Origin of the sequence: Streptomyces sp. NPDC050211 (assembly GCF_040656035.1) — a bacterium.
In the GTDB taxonomy this organism is placed as follows: Bacteria; Actinomycetota; Actinomycetes; order Streptomycetales; family Streptomycetaceae; genus Streptomyces.
Window position 1 is genome coordinate 145460 of sequence record NZ_JBFALC010000003.1, and the last position, 16384, is coordinate 161843.

Below are 16384 nucleotides of genomic sequence, written 5' to 3' on the forward strand. Positions count from 1 at the left end.
ATGGTCCGCCGCGCCCTCAGCCTGCTGGCCGCAGCAGTCACCACCGCCTGTCTCGTCCAGATCCCGCTCACTCCCACCGCCTCCGCCGCCGACACCTGCGCCGTGAAGTCGAAGCCCGCCGGCAAGGTCCTCCAGGGCTACTGGGAAAACTGGGACGGCGCCGCGAACGGCGTCCACCCGCCCTTCGGCTGGACCCCGATCACCGACTCCCGTATCGCCGCGCACGGCTACAACGTGATCAACGCGGCCTTCCCCGTCATCCGCTCCGACGGCACCGCGCTGTGGGAGGACGGCATGGACACGGGCGTGAAGGTCACGACGCCCGCGGAGATGTGCGCGGCGAAGGCCTCCGGCCAGACGATCCTGCTCTCGATCGGCGGCGCGACGGCCGGGATCGACCTCAACTCGACGGCCGTGGCGGACCGGTTCGTCGCGACCATCGTCCCGATCCTGAAGCAGTACAACTTCGACGGCATCGACATAGACATCGAGACCGGCCTCACGGGCAGCGGCAACATCGGCCAACTCTCCACGTCCCAGGCCAACTTGATCCGCATCATCGACGGCATCCTCGCGCAGATGCCGTCCAACTTCGGCCTCACCATGGCCCCGGAGACGGCATACGTCACCGGCGGCAGCGTGACGTACGGCTCGATCTGGGGGGCGTACCTCCCCGTCATCAAGAAGTACGCCGACAACGGCCGCCTGTGGTGGCTAAACATGCAGTACTACAACGGCAGCATGTACGGCTGCTCCGGCGACTCCTACTCCGCCGGCACCGTCGCGGGCCTCGTCGCGCAGACCGACTGCCTGAACAAGGGCCTGGTCATCCAAGGTACGACGATCAAGGTGCCGTACGACAAGCAAGTCCCGGGCCTGCCCGCCCAGCCCGGCGCCGGCGGCGGCCACATGTCCCCGTCCCTGGTCGCCGAGGCCTGGCGCCACTACGGCACCAGCCTCAAGGGCCTGATGACCTGGTCCATCAACTGGGACGGCTCAAAGAACTGGACGTTCGGCGACAACGTCAGGACACTCCAAGGACGTTGACAACAGCGCCCCCCAGACTGCTACCGCCCAGTGAACGCAAGCTTCGCCCCCAACGCCACGAACGACCCAGCGAAGCTCCGCCGCAGCCACGTCATCACCCTCGGCCGAGAGGTGACGTGGCTGCGGACGGACGCGGCGAGGACGCCGTAGGCCGCGAAGACGACGAAGGTCGCCAGCATGAAGACGCCGCTGAGCGCGAGCATCCGCGGGATCGCACGCGGCCCGGCCGGGTCGACGAACTGGGGCAGGAAGGCGAAGAAGAACATCGTGAGCTTGGGGTTGAGCAGATTGATCAGCACGCCCCGGACGATCATCCGCCTCGCCGAGACCGGCGCCGCCGTGCGCTCCACGGTGATCGCCTCCTTGTCCCGCAAGGTGGCCCACGCCATGTACAGGAGATAGGCGACACCGGCGTACTTCAGGATCTGGAAGGCCGTCGCACTGGCGTGCAGCAGCGCGGCGACGCCGGTGATCGTGGCCACCATGTGCGGGACGATGCCGAGGGTGCAGGCGAAGGCGGCCACCACACTCTCCCGCCGGCCGTACGACAGCCCGGCCGCGAGGGTGTAGACGACGCCGGTACCGGGAGTGGCGACCACGACGAGGGTGGTCAGCAGGAACGCGATGCTCATGCCGCCCACCCTGTCGGGACGCCACGGACCGGTACAGGACCAATCACACGTCCCGTACGGGGACCACTCAGCCCTGCTTCAGCGGCAGCGCCAGGTCCACCACGGCCCGGCCGCCGTCGAAGGTCCCGGATCGCGTCACCGAGCCGTTCAGCAGGTCCACGCGGTACAGCCGCTGCTCACCGCCGACGCTGAGGACGCCGTACGCCGTGTTCGAGCCGCTCCTCGTGGACGTGTAGATGTCGAAGCCCGCGCTCGGGCCCGCGTCGACGCCCAGCTTGCCGGTGGGGGCGAGGTTGCCCGCGTTGGCCGGGGACTGGATGGAGACCTGGTCGTTGACGGTGTCCACGTCGAAGAGGGTGGTGGCGGTGGTCTGGGAGAGGTCGTTGTTCGTGTACGCCGCTCCGGTCACGCCCTGTGCCGTGGCACCCGCCGTCGCGGGCGGGACCGGCGGGTTTGTCAGGGTGCCGTCGACAGCCGTGGTGCCCGCCGCCGGGGCGCCCGCCGGGTCGTCGATGTTGTGGCGGAGGTTCTGGCCGGTGTCGCTGATGACGCGCAGCCGGTTGGCGGCCGGGTTGAAGTCGACGCCGAACGACCCGCCCTGCAACGCCACGCTCAGCTGGCTGACCTTCTTCGCCTTCGCGCCGATCTCACGCACGGTGTAGACGCCGCCGCGGTCGCCGACGCCGTACAACTTGCCGTTCTGGACGCGGTAGTCGATGCCGACGAGCTTGGTGTCGCCGTGGAGGCCGTTCACCTTGCCGAGCGGGAGGACGCGGTCGGGACGGTCGGTGCGGAAGCTGACGAGCCGCTGGTCGGCGGTGAGGCCGATGGCGGTGAGCCGGTCGCTCTGCGCCGCGCCGGCGCCGATCAGGCCGCCCTTGTTCTCGATGGCGGCGGGGGAGGACTCGGCCTTCGCCGCCCCGTCGCTCATCGCTCCGCACCCGACGGTGCCGATGGCCAGTGCCATGACGGACGCGGCGATGACTGCTTGCTTACGCATTGGTGCCCCCGTGAAGGTTCTCACCGCGACCCGCCCGCTGCGGGCCGCGCATGTCCCCTCTTCGGAGCCGGATGGGCACTGGATGGGAAAAACCCCGGTTCCGTTACGTCTGTTACGTCCGTAACGAAACCGGGGTTTTTGCCGATACTTACGCGCCGATCAGGCGGCCCGCCAGGTAACCCTCGATCTGGTCCAGCGACACCCGCTCCTGCTTCATGGTGTCGCGCTCGCGCACCGTCACCGCGTTGTCGTCCAGGGTGTCGAAGTCGACCGTCACGCAGTACGGCGTGCCGATCTCGTCCTGGCGGCGGTAGCGGCGGCCGATGGCGCCGGCGTCGTCGAACTCGATGTTCCAGTTCTGCCGGAGCGCCTGGGCGAGGCCCTTGGCCTTGGGCGACAGTTCCGGGTTGCGGGACAGGGGCAGTACGGCCACCTTCACGGGCGCCAGACGGTGGTCCAGGCGCAGCACGGTCCGCTTCTCCATCTTGCCCTTGGCGTTGGGCGCCTCGTCCTCGATGTAGGCGTCGAGGAGGAAGGCCAGCATCGCGCGGCCGACACCGGCGGCGGGCTCGATGACGTACGGCGTCCAGCGCTCCCCGGCCTCCTGGTCGAAGTAGGAGAGGTCCTGGCCGGAGGCCTTGGAGTGGGCGCCGAGGTCGTAGTCGGTGCGGTTGGCCACACCCTCCAGCTCGCCCCACTCGTTGCCGCCGAACTGGAAGCGGTACTCGATGTCAGCGGTGCGCTTGGAGTAGTGGGAGAGCTTCTCCTTCGGGTGCTCGTACCACCGCATGTTCTCCTCGCGCAGGCCCAGGCCGGTGTACCAGTTCCAGCGCTGCTCCATCCAGTACTCCTGCCACGTCTCGTCCTCGCCCGGCTTGACGAAGAACTCCATCTCCATCTGCTCGAACTCGCGGGTGCGGAAGATGAAGTTGCCGGGCGTGATCTCGTTGCGGAAGGACTTGCCCATCTGCGCGATGCCGAACGGCGGCTTGCGGCGCGAGGTGGTCTGCACCTGGGCGAAGTTGGTGAAGATTCCCTGCGCGGTCTCGGGACGCAGGTAGGCGATGGAGCCGGAGTCCTGGGTGGGGCCGAGGTGGGTGGAGAGCAGGCCCGAGAACTGCTTGGGCTCGGTGAACTGGCCCTTGTTGCCGCAGTTGGGGCAGTTGACGTCGGCGAGGCCGTTCTCGGGGAGGTGGCCCTTCTTGGCCTCGTACGCCTCCTCCAGGTGGTCCGCGCGGAACCGCTTGTGACAGGAGGTGCACTCGGTGAGCGGGTCCGTGAAGGTGGCGACATGGCCGGAGGCGACCCACACCTCGGGGGCCAGGATCACGGACGAGTCGATACCGACGACGTCCTCGCGCGAGGTCACCATGTAGCGCCACCACTGGCGCTTGAGGTTCTCCTTGAGCTCGACACCCAGCGGCCCGTAGTCCCAGGCGGCGCGCTGTCCGCCGTAGATCTCACTGCAGGGAAATACGAAGCCACGGCGCTTGCTCAGGCTGACGATGGTGTCGATCTTGTCGGCGGCCACGGTGCTCTCTTCATTACGACGACGGGCGACGAAGCGAGGTGCTTCCAGCGAATGCTTCAGGTTACCGGCGGAGGCTCCCCCTCAACCAAATCGGGTTGTGCTCAGTGCCACCACGGACCTTTGTTGACAATCGTTTCCAGAACTGTTGAAAATGACTGTCATGAACGCACGTCGTCGTCTGATACCCACAGCCGTGGTGACCGCCCTCGGTCTCGCGGCCCTCTCCGCCTGCTCCAGCGACAGCGGCAGTGACACCGCCGCGAACGCGGGCACCACGGACAAGTTCGACGTCGTCGCGTCGTTCTACCCGATGCAGTTCCTCGCCGAGCAGATCGGCGGGGACCATGTGAACGTCTCCACGCTGACCGAGCCCGGCCAGGAGCCGCACGACCTCGAGATCAGCGCCAAGCAGACCGCGGCACTCCAGGAGTCCGACGCGGTGGTCTATCTCAAGACCCTCCAGCCCGCCGTCGACGAGGCGGTGGAGCAGTCCGCCGTCAAGACGAAGATCGACGCGGCGACCCTCACCAAGCTCGAGGACCACGGCGAGACCGGCCACGCCCATGAGGGCGAGGAAGCGCACGCCGAGGAGGAAGAGCACGCGGAGGAGGAGTCGGCGCTCGACCCGCACATCTGGCTGGACCCGGTGAAGTACGCCGAGGTCGCCGAGGGCGTCGGCGCCGCCCTGGAGAAGGCCGACCCGGACAACGCGGCCGACTACAAGAAGAACACCGCGGCCCTGGTCGCGAAGCTGAACACGCTGAACACCGACTTCGAGACCGGCCTCAAGAACACCGACACCAAGGTGTTCTTCACCAACCACGCCGCCTTCGGCTACCTCGCCGAGCGCTACGGCCTGACCATGGAGGCCATCTCCGGCCTGGAGCCGGACAGCGAGCCGAGCGCCGCGCGGATCAAGGAGCTCCAGACGGAGGCGAAGGCCGACGGCGTGACGACCGTCTTCTACGAGACCCTGGTCTCCGACAAGACGGCCAAGACCCTGGCCGACGACGCCGGGCTGAAAACTGATGTACTCGACCCGCTCGAGGGCATCACCGACAAGTCCAAGGGCGACGACTACTTCGAGGTCATGCAGGCGAACCTGACGGCCCTGGAGAAGGCGCTCGGCGCGAAGTGACCAGCAGTACCCAGCAGTTCGGAGGCGCACGCAATGACGGCACGTAAAGCCGGCGACCCCGTCATATCCCTGCGGAGCGTGACGGCGGAGCTCGGCTCGCGCCCCGTGCTGCGCGGCATCGACCTCACCGTGGGCCACGGTGAGGTCGTCGCGCTGCTCGGCGCCAACGGCTCCGGCAAGTCGACCGCGGTGCGCACGATCATCGGCCAGGTCCCGGTGTCCGGCGGCGAGATAGAGATCTTCGGCACCCCGCGGCGCCGGTTCCGCGACTGGGCGCGGGTCGGCTACGTCCCACAGCGCACGACAGCCGCGGGCGGTGTCCCGGCGACGGTGACCGAGGTCGTCTCCTCGGGCCGCCTGTCCCGCACCCGCTTCGGTGTCCTGCGCAAGGCCGACCGGGACGCGATAGGGCACGCCCTGGAGCTGGTCGGCATGGCGGACCGCGCCAAGGACTCCGTCAACGCGCTCTCCGGCGGCCAGCACCAGCGGGTCCTGATCGCCCGCGCGCTCGCCTCCGACCCCGAACTGCTGATCATGGACGAGCCGATGGCGGGCGTCGACCTGGCCAGCCAGGAGGTGCTGGCGCAGACGCTGAGGGAGCAGGTCTCCCAGGGCACGACGATCCTGGTGGTCATGCACGAACTGGGCCCCCTGGAGCCGCTGATCGAACGGGCGGTGGTCCTCCGCGACGGCTGCGTCCTGCACGACGGCCCGCCCCCGAAGGCGGTCGGCCAGCACGCACTGCCGGGCCACGACCACGTCCACCCGCACTCGGCCCACGACGCCGAACCGATCCGCACGGGACTGCTGAGCTGATGGAGATCCTGGACTACGCCTTCATGCAGCGGGCCCTGCTCGCCGCCGTCCTGGTCGGCATCACCGCCCCCGCGATCGGCATCTACCTCGTCCAGCGCCGCCAGGCCCTGATGGGCGACGGCATCGGCCATGTCGCGATGACCGGCGTCGGCCTCGGCTTCCTCCTCTCCACCTCGCCGGTGTGGATGGCGACGGCGGTCGCGGTGATCGGCGCCGTGCTGATGGAGCTGATCCGCTGGTACGGCCGCACCCGCGGCGACATCGCCCTCGCGATGCTCTTCTACGGCGGTATGGCCGGCGGCGTGATGTTCATCAACCTCGCGCCGGGCGGCTCCAACGCCAACCTGAACTCGTATCTGTTCGGTTCGCTGTCCACGGTCTCCGAGGACGACGTGACGGCGATCTGCCTGCTGGCGGCGTTCGTGGTGCTGGTCACCGTGGGCCTGCGTCGCCAGTTGTTCGCGGTGAGCCAGGACGAGGAGTTCGCGAGGGTCACGGGCCTCCCCGTCCGCGCCCTGAACCTGCTGACGGCGATCACGGCGGCGGTGACGGTGACCGTCGCGATGCGCGTGGTCGGGCTGCTGCTGGTGTCCGCGCTGATGGTGGTGCCGGTCGCCGCGGCGCAGCAGCTCAGCCGGAGTTTCGCGCTCACGTTCGCCATCGCGGTGGCGATCGGGGTGAGCGTGACGATCGGCGGGACCGTGACGTCGTACTACCAGGACGTGCCGCCCGGCGCGACGATCGTGCTGCTGACCATCGGCGCGTTCATCGTGCTGACCGCGACGGCGGCTCCGCTGGCCCGGCGCCGCGCGCGGGCCCTGGCCGCGGCGCACCCCGTGGGAGACCCCGCGGAGTGTGCGATTCCGGCCAGCCGGGAACGCGACGGAAAGGTCGGTGTCTGACCGCGCACATGTCGGACTGGCACAATGGCCGGGCACGGCAAGCGCAGATGTGAGTCGCTCGGTCGACACCGGCGCAAGCGCCCGGAGGCGACCGAGCAAAAAGGAGGAACCGGTGACGACCGCTGGACAGCCGGTGAAGGGCCGAGCCACCCGGCAGCGTGCCGCCGTGGCGGCGGCGCTCGACGAGGTCGACGAGTTCCGCAGTGCGCAGGACCTGCACGACATGCTGAAGCACAAGGGCGATTCCGTCGGCCTCACCACGGTCTACCGCACCCTGCAGTCCCTCGCCGAGGCCGGTGAGGTCGACGTCCTGCGCACCTCCGACGGCGAGTCCGTCTACCGCCGCTGCTCCACCGGCGAACACCACCACCACCTCGTCTGCCGCGTCTGCGGCAAGGCCGTCGAGGTCGAGGGCCCGGCCGTCGAGAAGTGGGCGGACGCGATCGCCGAGGAGCACGGCTACGTCAACGTGGCACACACGGTGGAGATCTTCGGCACCTGCGCGGAGTGCGCGGCAGCCACCGCGTAACGCAGCTGGGGCGCCCCGCACGGGACGCCCCAGAGCCGTTCACTCCTGCTTGCCCTCCATGGCCAGCAGCTCCTCGTTGGGGATCGCACCGCCGAAGCGCCGGTCCCGCGAGGCGAACTCCAGGCACGCGCGCCACAGGTCGCGGCGGTCGAAGTCCGGCCACAGCACATCCTGGAAGACCATCTCGGCGTACGCGCTCTGCCAGAGCAGGTAGTTGGAGGTGCGCTGCTCGCCGCTGGGCCGCAGGAAGAGGTCCACGTCCGGCATGTCCGGGTAGTACAGGTACTTCGCGAAGGTCTTCTCGTCGACCTTGGACGGGTCCAGCCGCCCGGCCTTCACATCCTCCGCCAGCGCCTGCGCGGCGTCGGCGATCTCCGCGCGCCCGCCGTAGTTCATGCAGAAGTACAGGGTCAGCTTGTCGTTGTCCTTGGTTTGCTCCTGGGCGATCTGGAGTTCCTTGGCAACGGACTTCCACAGCTTGGGCATCCGCCCCACCCAGCGCACCCGCACACCCAGCTCGTCGAGCTGGTCGCGGGACTTGCGGATGAAGTCGCGGTTGAAGTTCATCAGGAAGCGCACCTCGTCGGGCGAGCGCTTCCAGTTCTCGGTGGAGAAGGCGTAGAGCGAGATCGATCGGACGCCCATCTCGATCGAGCCCTGCAGCACGTCGAGCACGCGCTCGGCACCGACTTTGTGGCCCTCGGTCCGCGGCAGCCCGCGCTGCTTGGCCCAGCGTCCGTTGCCGTCCATGACGATCGCCACATGGCGGGGGATCAGCTCGCCCGGGAGCTTCGGCGGGCGGGCACCGGACGGGTGCGGCTCCGGCGTCTTGTACTCGCGGCGCTGACGCCCCAGGAACCCGCGTACGGCCATGTGTTTCTCGTCTCCTCGCTCCGTGCGCCTGTGTCTCTACTTCTCTACGTACCTGAGTGAGCGCAGCCCGCGCTCCAGGTGCCAGTGCAGGTAGGCGGAGACCAGCCCGCTGCCCTCCCGCACATACCGCGGCTCGCACGCGTCCGCGGTCTCCCAGTCTCCCGTAAGCAGCGCGCCGAGGAGTTCCAGGGTCTGCGGCGAGGGTACGACGCTGCCGCCCACCCGGCAGTCGACGCAGACGGAGCCGCCGGAGGCCACGGAGAAGAACCGGTTCGGCCCGGGCAGCCCGCACTTCGCGCAGTCGCTGAAGCTGGGCGCGTACCCGTTGACGGCGAGCGAGCGGAGCAGGAACGCGTCCAGGACGAGGTGGGAGGCGTGCTCGCCCCGGGCGAGCGTGCGCAGGGCGCCGACGAGCAGCAGATACTGCTGGACCGCCGGCTCGCCCTCGTGGTCGGTGAAGCGCTCGGCGGTCTCCAGCATCGCCGTCCCGGCGGTGTAGCGGGCGTAGTCGCTCACGATCCCGCCACCGTACGGAGCGATGGTCTCGCTCTGCGTGCACAGCGGCAGCCCGCGCCCGACCAGCTCACTCCCCCGCGCGAAGAACTGCACATCCACATGGGAGAAGGGCTCCAGCCGCGCCCCGAACTTCGACTTCGTCCGCCGCACCCCACGGGCCACGGCACGTACCCGCCCGTGACCGCGGGTGAGCAGGGTGATGATGCGGTCGGCTTCCCCGAGCTTTTGCGTCCGCAAGACGATGCCGTCGTCCCGGAAGAGACTCATCGCTCACCCCCGCGGGTTTCCGGCCGGGGGTCCGGGGGGTGTCCCCCGGGCGAGCACAGCATGATCCGGTCCGCTTCGCCCAGCTTCTGGGTGCGCAGGACGATGCCGTCGTCGCGGAACAGACTCATGAGCCCATTCTCGCAGCCGCAGCCCCATTCAAGGGACCTCACCCCGGCTGCGGGCGTTGGCGTACGCGGTCGCCGCGCTGAGCCGCTCGGCCGGGGTGGCCTGGCGCACCGCGCCCGGCTCCGCGTCCCACTCCCTGCCGCCGCCGTACGGTCTCAGCTGGACATAGGGCCCCTCATGCCCCATGACGATGCCGAGCCTCCCGTTGCGGGTGTCCACGACATACGACCCGACCGGCGGCCTCACCGCACAGCCGCCGTGAGTCGCAGCGCGGCCTCCACGGAACAGCGGCCCAATTCGACGAGCGGACAGGGCGCCTCCCGCGCGAGACTCGCCGGGTCGATCCGCAGGGACGGCAGAATGATTCCTGCGTTTTTCAATGCTGCCCGCAATTCCTTCACTGCTTCCTCCGCCTCTTCGACGCAGAGCGCCGAGTGCTGTGCCTTCACGTGGTTCCCCTCCCTTTTCGGGTTTTACGCTTCACATCTCAAGGGTGGCGCACCACATCTACACTCGGCAGGAGTCTGTGCTCTACAAGTGTGGGGCAGTACAAGGGGGTTGAACTGTGGCCAACGGTTCACGTCAGGCGGCCTGGGAGTTCTTCGGCACGGAACTGAAGCGGCACCGGGAGGATAGGGGGCTCACTCAGGTCGAGTTGGGGGCGCGCGTCTTCGTCTCGGGCGCCTATATCGGGCAGTTCGAGCAGGCGATTCGAAAGCCGCAGTTGGATATCGCCCAGCGGATTGATGAGGTGCTGCAAACCGACGGTATTTTCGAGCGGCTGTGCCGGAAGCTGATTGACGACAAGCGGTATGCGGATTACTTCGCGAGGGCGGCGGAGTTGGAGCGGCTGGCGACGAAGATCTGCACGTTCGCGCCGACGCTTGTGCCGGGCCTCCTGCAGACCGCCGCGTACACACGAGCAGTGACGCTTGCGAGCAACCCCTTCGCCACCGACGCCCACATCGAGGAGAAGATCGCGGCGCGCATCGAACGGGCGCAGATCCTGGACGACGTTACAGGGCCCGTGTATTGGGCGATCCTGCACGAACACGTGCTGCGCATTCCGGTCGGCAGTGCAGCCGAGATGGCTCAGCAGTTGGACCACATCGCAGCGCTGGTACGGCAGCGGAAGGTGCTGGTTCAGGTGCTCCCGACCGCTGTTGGTGCGTACCCCCTCATGGGCCGGATGGTGCAGCTCATGGAGTTCGAGGACGCACCGCCAACCGCCTATACAGAGGCCGTGTATTCGGGGAACCTGCTGGACGATCCGGCCCTAGTGAAGCGCGTACAGGGGGCATACGATCTGCTCAGGGCCGCCGCGCTGCCGCCGGAGGCGTCCCTGGCCCTGATCGAATCGGTGGCGGAGGATCACAGACGATGCGCGAGTACGACTTGACCAACGCGCGCTGGCGCAAAAGCACGTACAGCGACGACAACGGCGGCGAGTGCGTCGAGGTCGCCGACGGAGTCCCCGGTGTCGTCCCCGTCCGCGACAGCAAGAACCCCGGCGGCCCCGCACTCCTCATCGGCGAAGCCGCCTGGGTGGCTTTCATCCGGGCCTGCTAGTCTCCCCGAGCCTCCTGCGGGGGAAGTCCGGTGAGAGTCCGGCGCTGACCCGCAACGGTGTGTGCGTGAGCCCCTTGGGCCGACGTGCAAGCCCGATTACCCGCAGGCGGTTGCCAGCCCATTGACCGCTCGCCGAGGACTGCGAGCCGAGGCGAAGGACCGCCGAGCGTGCGCCCCTCCCCAGGCCGAACAACCGTGCCGTTGCTCGTCGCTGCCCTCGCGATCCTGCTCCTCGTCTCCCTTGTCGCCGGCGTCGGGTTGGGTGCCGCCGGGGTCGGCTGGGGTGACGTCCTCCGTTTCCTCGGGGCCGGGTTCACCGGGGGAACCATTCACTCCGCGGACGTGGCGTCGTACACGATCGTCTGGGAGATCCGGCTGCCGCGTGTCGTGCTCGCTGCCGTCGTGGGGGCGGGGCTTGCGACGGTTGGGGTGGCCGTGCAGGCGATGGTGCGTAATGCGCTGGCCGATCCGTTCGTGCTGGGGATTTCGTCCGGTGCCGCTGTGGGGGCCAACGCGGTCATCCTGCTCGGGGCGTTCGCGGGGCTCGGGGTGTGGGCGCTGTCGGTGTCGGCGTTCTGCTCGGCGCTGGTCGCGATGGCGATCGTGTACGGCGTGGCGCGTTCCGCGACGCACGGGCTGACGCCGCTGCGGCTGATCCTGACGGGGACGGCGCTGGCGTACGGCTTCGAGGCGCTGACCACGGTGATGGTGTTCGGCGCGGCCCGGGGCGAGGCGGCCCGGTCGGCGATGATGTGGCTGCTGGGGAGTCTGGGCGGGGCGACGTGGCCGCGGGTGCCGATCGCCGCCGTGACGGTCGTCGCCGGGTGGGTGTGGCTGCGGTGGCGGGCGGAGGCCCTGAACGCGCTGGCGATGGGGGACGAGACGTCGGCGACGCTGGGGGTGCAACCCGGGCGGCTGCGGCGGGAGTTGTTCCTCGTCACGGCGGCGGTGACCGGGACGGTCGTCGCGGTCAGTGGGGCGATCGGGTTCGTCGGGCTGATGGTGCCGCATGTCGTACGGATGCTGGTGGGCGCCGATCACCGGCGGGTGCTGGCCGTCGCGCCGCTCGCCGGGGCCGTACTGCTGGTGTGGGCGGATGTGCTGTCCCGGCTGCTGCTGGCGCCTGCGGAGTTGCCGGTCGGGGTGATCACGGCGGTGGTCGGCGTCCCGGCCTTCCTGCTGCTGATGCGGCGCGGCGGCTATGCGTTCGGGGGGCGCTGATGCGGCTCGACGTGGAGGGCGTGACGGTCGAGGCGGCCGGGAAGCGGCTCGTCGACGAGATCAAGCTCACCGTGGACAGCGGGGCGTTCGTAGGGCTCGTCGGGCCCAACGGGAGTGGGAAGTCGACGCTGTTGAGGTGCGTGTACCGGGCGCTGCGGCCGACTGCCGGGGTCGTACGGCTGGACGGGGACGACGTACACACGCTGGACCCTCGTGCCGCCGCCCGGCGCCTCGCCGCGCTGCCGCAGGAGTCGTCGTCGGAGTTCGACTTCACCGTCGCCGAGGTGGTCGGGATGGGGCGGCTGCCGCACCGGGACCGTACGGCGGCCGACGACCGGGCGATCTGCGCGGAGGCGATGCGGGCCACCGGCGTGGAGCAACTGGCCGACCGTGGCTTCCTGGCCCTGTCGGGCGGCGAGCGGCAACGTGTGCTGATCGCGCGGGCGTTGGCCCAGCGCCCCCAGGTGCTGGTGCTCGACGAACCGACCAACCACCTCGACATCGCCCACCAGTTGGACGTGCTGTCCCTGGTCCGGGCGAGCGGCCTGACCGTACTGGCCGCGCTGCACGACCTGAACCTCGCCGCCGCGTACTGCGATCTGCTGTACGTCCTCTCGGCGGGCCGGGTCGTCGCGTCCGGGCCGCCGCACGACGTCCTGCGCCCGGACCTGCTCGCCGAGGTGTTCGGCGTGCGCGCGCATCCCGTGCGGCATCCGGAGACGGGTGCCGTGCAGCTGCTCTTCGACCTTCTCCCGCCGTCGGACTAAGGAACTCCCCGCATGCGTAAGCCAGTTGTCGCCGTCGCCGTCTGCCTCGCCGTGCTCAGCGCGGGCTGCGGTGCGGAGGTCGAGCCCTCGCCGGAGTCGAAGGCCGCGTCGTCCGTCACGCTCACCAACTGCGGGCGCAATGTGACATACCACAGGGTCCCGGAGCGGGTCGTCACCAACGATGTCGGCATCACCGAGCTGATGTTCGCGCTCGGCCTGGAGGACCGGATGGCCGGGTTCGCGATGCCCGACGACAAGGGGGACCTGGACGGGGTGCCGTGGAAGGGCGGCTACGACAAGGTGAAGTGGCTGTCGAAGGACCAGCTCACCAAGGAGAACGTCCTCGACGCCCGCGCCGACTGGGTCTTCGCCGGCTGGAACTACGGCTTCCGCGAGGACGGCGGCTTCACCCCGGACGCCCTGACCAAGCTCGGCATCCCCTCGTACATCCTCACCGAGTCCTGCCGCAACGGCCGTACGGACACCTCGCGGGGCATCATGCCGCCGCTGGACGCGCTGTACGAGGACCTCGCCAACCTGGGCAAGCTGTTCGGCGTGGAGAAGCGGGCGGCGGCGCTGATCTCCGACTTCAAGCGCGAGGTGGCGGAGGTGAAGGCGAAGGCCCCGTCCGATTCCCCCAAGGTCTTCCTCTACGACAGCGGCGAGGACCAGCCCTTCACCTCCGGCCGCTACGCCGCGCCCGACCAGATCATCAGCGAGGCCGGCGGGGTCAATGTCATGCACGACCTCCAGGACTCCTGGACGACGGTCGGCTGGGAGACCGTCGTGGAGCGCAACCCCGACATGATCGTGATCTGTGACTACGGGGACGTCAGCGCGGAGCAGAAGAAGAAGTTCCTGCTGTCCTACGCGCCGCTGCGGAACGTGTCGGCGATCAAGCACAAGCGGATCTTCACGCTCGACTACGTCGACCTGGTGGAGAGCCCGCGGAACCCGTCCGCCATCGCCCGCCTCGGGGAGTACCTGCGGACCACGACGCCCTGACTCGGAGGCCGGGACCGGTCCCGGCTCGCCCGTGGTGCAATCCGCCGACATCAGGAATGCAGGTCACGGAACGCGGAGAGTCGGATGAGAAGTCGAAGTCCGGTACGTGCAGGTGTCATCGCTCTGGCTGCAGTGGCTCTGCTGGCCTCGTGCACCTCAGGCTCGTCCGGGGACGGCGACAGTCCGGAGGCCTCCGGCTCGCCCACCCGGAAGGCCCTCGACCTCAGCGGCGATCCACGGGCCGCGGCGCCCTTGGCGTTCGACAGCAAGGCGGCCCATGTCCTGCCGACCGGCCCGAAGGGCTTCCCTCCCCTCACTCTGTACGGGCGTGCGGCCTGGCTCACGCACGCGTCCGGCCTGACGATGTACAACCTGGCCACGGGCAAGGCCGTCACCGACATCAAGACCCAGAACACGCCCACGTACGACCTGCCGGCGCCAGGCGATCTGAGCAAGAAGCAGGCCGAGATGATACGCAGCCGCGTGTCGTTCCCTGTCCCGGTGGAGATCGGCGGAGTACGGGCCGTGGTCGCCGCCGTGCCGGTCAAGCTCGCCAAGCAGGGCAGCGGTTCGGCGCAGGACGGGTTCGAGGTGATCGCCGCCCGGGCGGACAACGGCAAGCCGATCTGGCGGCTGCCCGTGGACATCTACGGTGACCCGGCCGGCAAGCTCGGCGCGCTCGTGGTCGAGCCCGGGGACGGCGTGGTGAGCGTCACCTGGACGGAGGACGACTACACGACAGGCAGCTTCGCGGTCTCCCTGGACGACAAGCGGCCCCAAATGCTGTGGCAGCGTGCGGACTTCTGGACTGTCGCTGGATACGGCGACGCCGTTCTGGGCTTCCGCGAAGAGCCGGACGAGCAGTACTCGGTGGCCGGCGTCGCCGCGTCCAGCGGCCGTGACCTGTGGGTCAAGGGGCTGCCCGCCGGAGCCACCTGGGCGGTCAAATCGAACGACACGCCCTTGGCCAAACTCGACGACGACAGCAAGCAGGCGCGGCTGATCGAGATCGCGACCGGCGACTTCGTCCTGTCCAAGCAGGCCGGGCTGACCAAGGGCATGAGCTGCCTGCACGGCGACGGCGGCACCGTCCTGCTGTGCTCCTCGAAGCAGGACGGTGCGCTCGCGGTGGACAAGACCGGCAAGGTCTTGTGGCGCCGGGCGGCGGGGGACGGTCCGGGCAAGTGGAACGCCACCGTGGAAGCCGAGTTCAAGGATCGGTTCTACGCCAAGGGCAAGGACGGAGGTTTCGTCGTCGACGGACGTACCGGACGAACGGTCAGTCCCGACGCGGGAATCGTCCCCGACCGCGTCAACGCCTACGCCGCGCTGGTCTACACGGACAAGGGCACAGAGGTCCACCTCGCCAGGCGCTAGTACCGACCAGACGGCACGGACACGGTTGCTGTCAGCCGAAGTCGTCGGGGACGATGCGGAGTTTTTGGGCGATGCGGGCGAGGGCCTTCTGGTCGGTTGTGTTGAGCGAGTCGAGGACGATGCGGCGTACGGAGCGCAGGTGGGTGGGCGCTGCCAGGTGCACGAGGTCGAAGCCGGCGTCGGTGAGTTCGGCGAGGGTGTAGCGCCCGTCGGCCGGGTCGGGTGTCCGTACGACCCAGCCGCGCTGTTCACAGCGTTTGGTGACGTTGGACAGGCGGGAGAGCGACCCGCTGGCGAGGAAGGCGAGCTCTCCCATCCGCAGCTTGCGCTGCGGGGCCTCGGAGAGGTGGCTGAGCACGAGGTACTCGAACAGGGTGAGGCCGTGTTCCTGCCGCAGCGGCGACTCCAGCTTGGCGGGCAGCAGCAGGACAAGGGAGATCAGCCCCGTCCATGCCGCCTTCTCCTGCTCGTCGAGCCACCGCAGCTCCTCGTCGTCCTCGTGTTCGCCTGTGCCGCTCATGGACCCCTCCGCCTTCACTTCACGCTTGAAGTCATCGCGTGCTAGCTTCACTTTACGCGTGAACTCATGCACGAGGAAACGCACCCCTATGGGCGGGAAGAGGAAGCATCATGAGCACCGTCACCTTCGGCGTCGTTCCGGGCTTCGGCGAGAAGCTGCACGACGCCCTCGGCTACAGCGGGGCCGTCCGCGTCGGCGACCGGGTGGAGATATCCGGTCAGGCCGGGGTGGATGACGACCTGGTCATCCCCGACTCACTGGAGGACGAGATCATCCAGGCTTTCGACAACGTGGAGCGCACGCTCGCCACGGTCGGCGCGACATGGAAGGACGTCATCCACGTCAACTCGTACCACAAGGTCGCACCGGGAGATGAGGCCATCGGCGACGACCACAACAGGGTCATGGCCGAGCAGTTCCGCCGTCGCCTCGAGGGCCGCGCGCCGATCTGGACCGAGACCGGCGTCACGGTCCTCGGCCTCGCCGCCATGCGCGTGGAGATCCGCGTCACCGCCATCGTCGGCTCCGGGAACTGAAACGACCGGTGG

Annotated in this window: 21 protein-coding genes and 1 riboswitch; of the genes, 12 read left to right on the forward strand and 9 right to left on the reverse strand. The window is 68.9% G+C overall.

The window, feature by feature from the left end:
- Positions 1-1047: a chitinase gene (locus AB0I98_RS04630; RefSeq protein ID WP_362935213.1), complete on the forward strand. Its 1047-nt coding sequence runs from the start codon at positions 1-3 to the stop codon at positions 1045-1047.
- A gap of 20 nt (positions 1048-1067) precedes the next feature.
- Here AB0I98_RS04630 and AB0I98_RS04635 read toward each other — a convergent pair whose 3' ends face one another.
- The 3 genes from AB0I98_RS04635 to AB0I98_RS04645 form a co-directional block, all read right to left on the reverse strand.
- Positions 1068-1679, reverse strand: coding sequence for a LysE family translocator (locus tag AB0I98_RS04635; RefSeq protein WP_362935216.1), 612 nt, complete (start codon positions 1677-1679; stop codon positions 1068-1070).
- Positions 1680-1746: 67 nt separating this feature from the next.
- Positions 1747-2679: a DUF4394 domain-containing protein gene (locus AB0I98_RS04640; protein ID WP_362935219.1), complete on the reverse strand. Its 933-nt coding sequence runs from the start codon at positions 2677-2679 to the stop codon at positions 1747-1749.
- Positions 2680-2827: 148 nt separating this feature from the next.
- Positions 2828-4210, reverse strand: a complete 1383-nt coding sequence (locus AB0I98_RS04645; protein WP_210574321.1) for a glycine--tRNA ligase — start codon at positions 4208-4210, stop codon at positions 2828-2830.
- Between the two features lie 160 nt (positions 4211-4370).
- On the opposite strand from AB0I98_RS04645, the gene AB0I98_RS04650 reads away from it, so the two are divergent.
- The 4 genes from AB0I98_RS04650 to AB0I98_RS04665 all read left to right on the forward strand — a co-directional run bounded on the left by AB0I98_RS04650 (position 4371) and on the right by AB0I98_RS04665 (position 7595).
- Positions 4371-5348 carry a zinc ABC transporter substrate-binding protein gene (locus AB0I98_RS04650; protein WP_362935222.1) on the forward strand — a complete coding sequence of 326 codons (978 nt, stop codon included), beginning with the start codon at positions 4371-4373 and terminating at the stop codon, positions 5346-5348.
- Positions 5349-5381: 33 nt separating this feature from the next.
- Positions 5382-6164 (forward strand): metal ABC transporter ATP-binding protein, encoded by a 783-nt coding sequence (locus AB0I98_RS04655; protein WP_362935225.1) that lies wholly within the window; start codon positions 5382-5384, stop codon positions 6162-6164.
- Entirely contained in the window at positions 6164-7066 is a 903-nt protein-coding gene (locus tag AB0I98_RS04660) for a metal ABC transporter permease (RefSeq protein WP_362935228.1), read from the forward strand. Before AB0I98_RS04655 ends, AB0I98_RS04660 begins: the two co-directional genes overlap by 1 nt.
- A 112-nt stretch (positions 7067-7178) precedes the next feature.
- Positions 7179-7595 (forward strand): transcriptional repressor, encoded by a 417-nt coding sequence (locus AB0I98_RS04665; RefSeq protein WP_362935231.1) that lies wholly within the window; start codon positions 7179-7181, stop codon positions 7593-7595.
- Positions 7596-7634: 39 nt separating this feature from the next.
- Here the strand turns inward: AB0I98_RS04665 and AB0I98_RS04670 are convergent, their stop codons facing one another.
- Genes AB0I98_RS04670 through AB0I98_RS04690 form a run of 5 tightly spaced genes read right to left on the reverse strand, consistent with a single transcriptional unit; the run spans position 7635 to position 9826 of the window.
- Positions 7635-8468 carry an isoprenyl transferase gene (locus AB0I98_RS04670; protein ID WP_362935234.1) on the reverse strand — a complete coding sequence of 278 codons (834 nt, stop codon included), beginning with the start codon at positions 8466-8468 and terminating at the stop codon, positions 7635-7637.
- 36 nt (positions 8469-8504) lie between these two features.
- Complete coding sequence (recO, locus tag AB0I98_RS04675; RefSeq protein ID WP_210574333.1) at positions 8505-9251, reverse strand: DNA repair protein RecO; 747 nt, start codon at positions 9249-9251, stop codon at positions 8505-8507.
- On the reverse strand, positions 9248-9379 hold the full coding sequence (locus AB0I98_RS04680) for a hypothetical protein (protein WP_362935746.1): 132 nt from the start codon (positions 9377-9379) through the stop codon (positions 9248-9250). The genes recO and AB0I98_RS04680 overlap by 4 nt, the downstream gene beginning before the upstream one ends.
- 28 nt (positions 9380-9407) lie before the next feature.
- Positions 9408-9623 carry a hypothetical protein gene (locus AB0I98_RS04685; RefSeq protein ID WP_362935237.1) on the reverse strand — a complete coding sequence of 72 codons (216 nt, stop codon included), beginning with the start codon at positions 9621-9623 and terminating at the stop codon, positions 9408-9410.
- Positions 9620-9826 carry a hypothetical protein gene (locus AB0I98_RS04690; protein WP_362935240.1) on the reverse strand — a complete coding sequence of 69 codons (207 nt, stop codon included), beginning with the start codon at positions 9824-9826 and terminating at the stop codon, positions 9620-9622. Before AB0I98_RS04690 ends, AB0I98_RS04685 begins: the two co-directional genes overlap by 4 nt.
- A 116-nt stretch (positions 9827-9942) precedes the next feature.
- Here AB0I98_RS04690 and AB0I98_RS04695 point away from each other — a divergent pair, with 116 nt between their 5' ends.
- The 6 genes from AB0I98_RS04695 (at position 9943) to AB0I98_RS04720 (ending at position 15316) form a co-directional block, all read left to right on the forward strand.
- Positions 9943-10776 (forward strand): helix-turn-helix transcriptional regulator, encoded by an 834-nt coding sequence (locus AB0I98_RS04695; protein WP_362935242.1) that lies wholly within the window; start codon positions 9943-9945, stop codon positions 10774-10776.
- Entirely contained in the window at positions 10758-10946 is a 189-nt protein-coding gene (locus AB0I98_RS04700; protein WP_362935245.1) for a DUF397 domain-containing protein, read from the forward strand. The genes AB0I98_RS04695 and AB0I98_RS04700 overlap by 19 nt, the downstream gene beginning before the upstream one ends.
- A riboswitch (cobalamin riboswitch) is annotated at positions 10923-11069 on the forward strand. Its footprint overlaps the gene before it by 24 nt.
- Before the next feature lie 45 nt (positions 11070-11114).
- Complete coding sequence (locus AB0I98_RS04705; RefSeq protein WP_362935248.1) at positions 11115-12167, forward strand: iron ABC transporter permease; 1053 nt, start codon at positions 11115-11117, stop codon at positions 12165-12167.
- Entirely contained in the window at positions 12167-12934 is a 768-nt protein-coding gene (locus AB0I98_RS04710) for a heme ABC transporter ATP-binding protein (RefSeq protein WP_362935251.1), read from the forward strand. Before AB0I98_RS04705 ends, AB0I98_RS04710 begins: the two co-directional genes overlap by 1 nt.
- 12 nt (positions 12935-12946) lie before the next feature.
- Complete coding sequence (locus tag AB0I98_RS04715) at positions 12947-13939, forward strand: ABC transporter substrate-binding protein (protein WP_362935254.1); 993 nt, start codon at positions 12947-12949, stop codon at positions 13937-13939.
- Between the two features lie 132 nt (positions 13940-14071).
- Positions 14072-15316, forward strand: coding sequence for a hypothetical protein (locus AB0I98_RS04720; RefSeq protein WP_362935256.1), 1245 nt, complete (start codon positions 14072-14074; stop codon positions 15314-15316).
- A 31-nt stretch (positions 15317-15347) separates the two neighbouring features.
- On the opposite strand, the gene AB0I98_RS04725 is transcribed toward AB0I98_RS04720, so the two are convergent.
- A complete protein-coding gene (locus tag AB0I98_RS04725) occupies positions 15348-15836 on the reverse strand; it encodes a MarR family transcriptional regulator (protein WP_362935258.1) in 489 nt (162 codons plus the stop codon).
- A 110-nt stretch (positions 15837-15946) separates the two neighbouring features.
- Between AB0I98_RS04725 and AB0I98_RS04730 the strand changes: the two genes are divergently transcribed.
- On the forward strand, positions 15947-16372 hold the full coding sequence (locus tag AB0I98_RS04730; protein WP_362935260.1) for a Rid family hydrolase: 426 nt from the start codon (positions 15947-15949) through the stop codon (positions 16370-16372).
- Positions 16373-16384 lie beyond the last annotated feature (12 nt).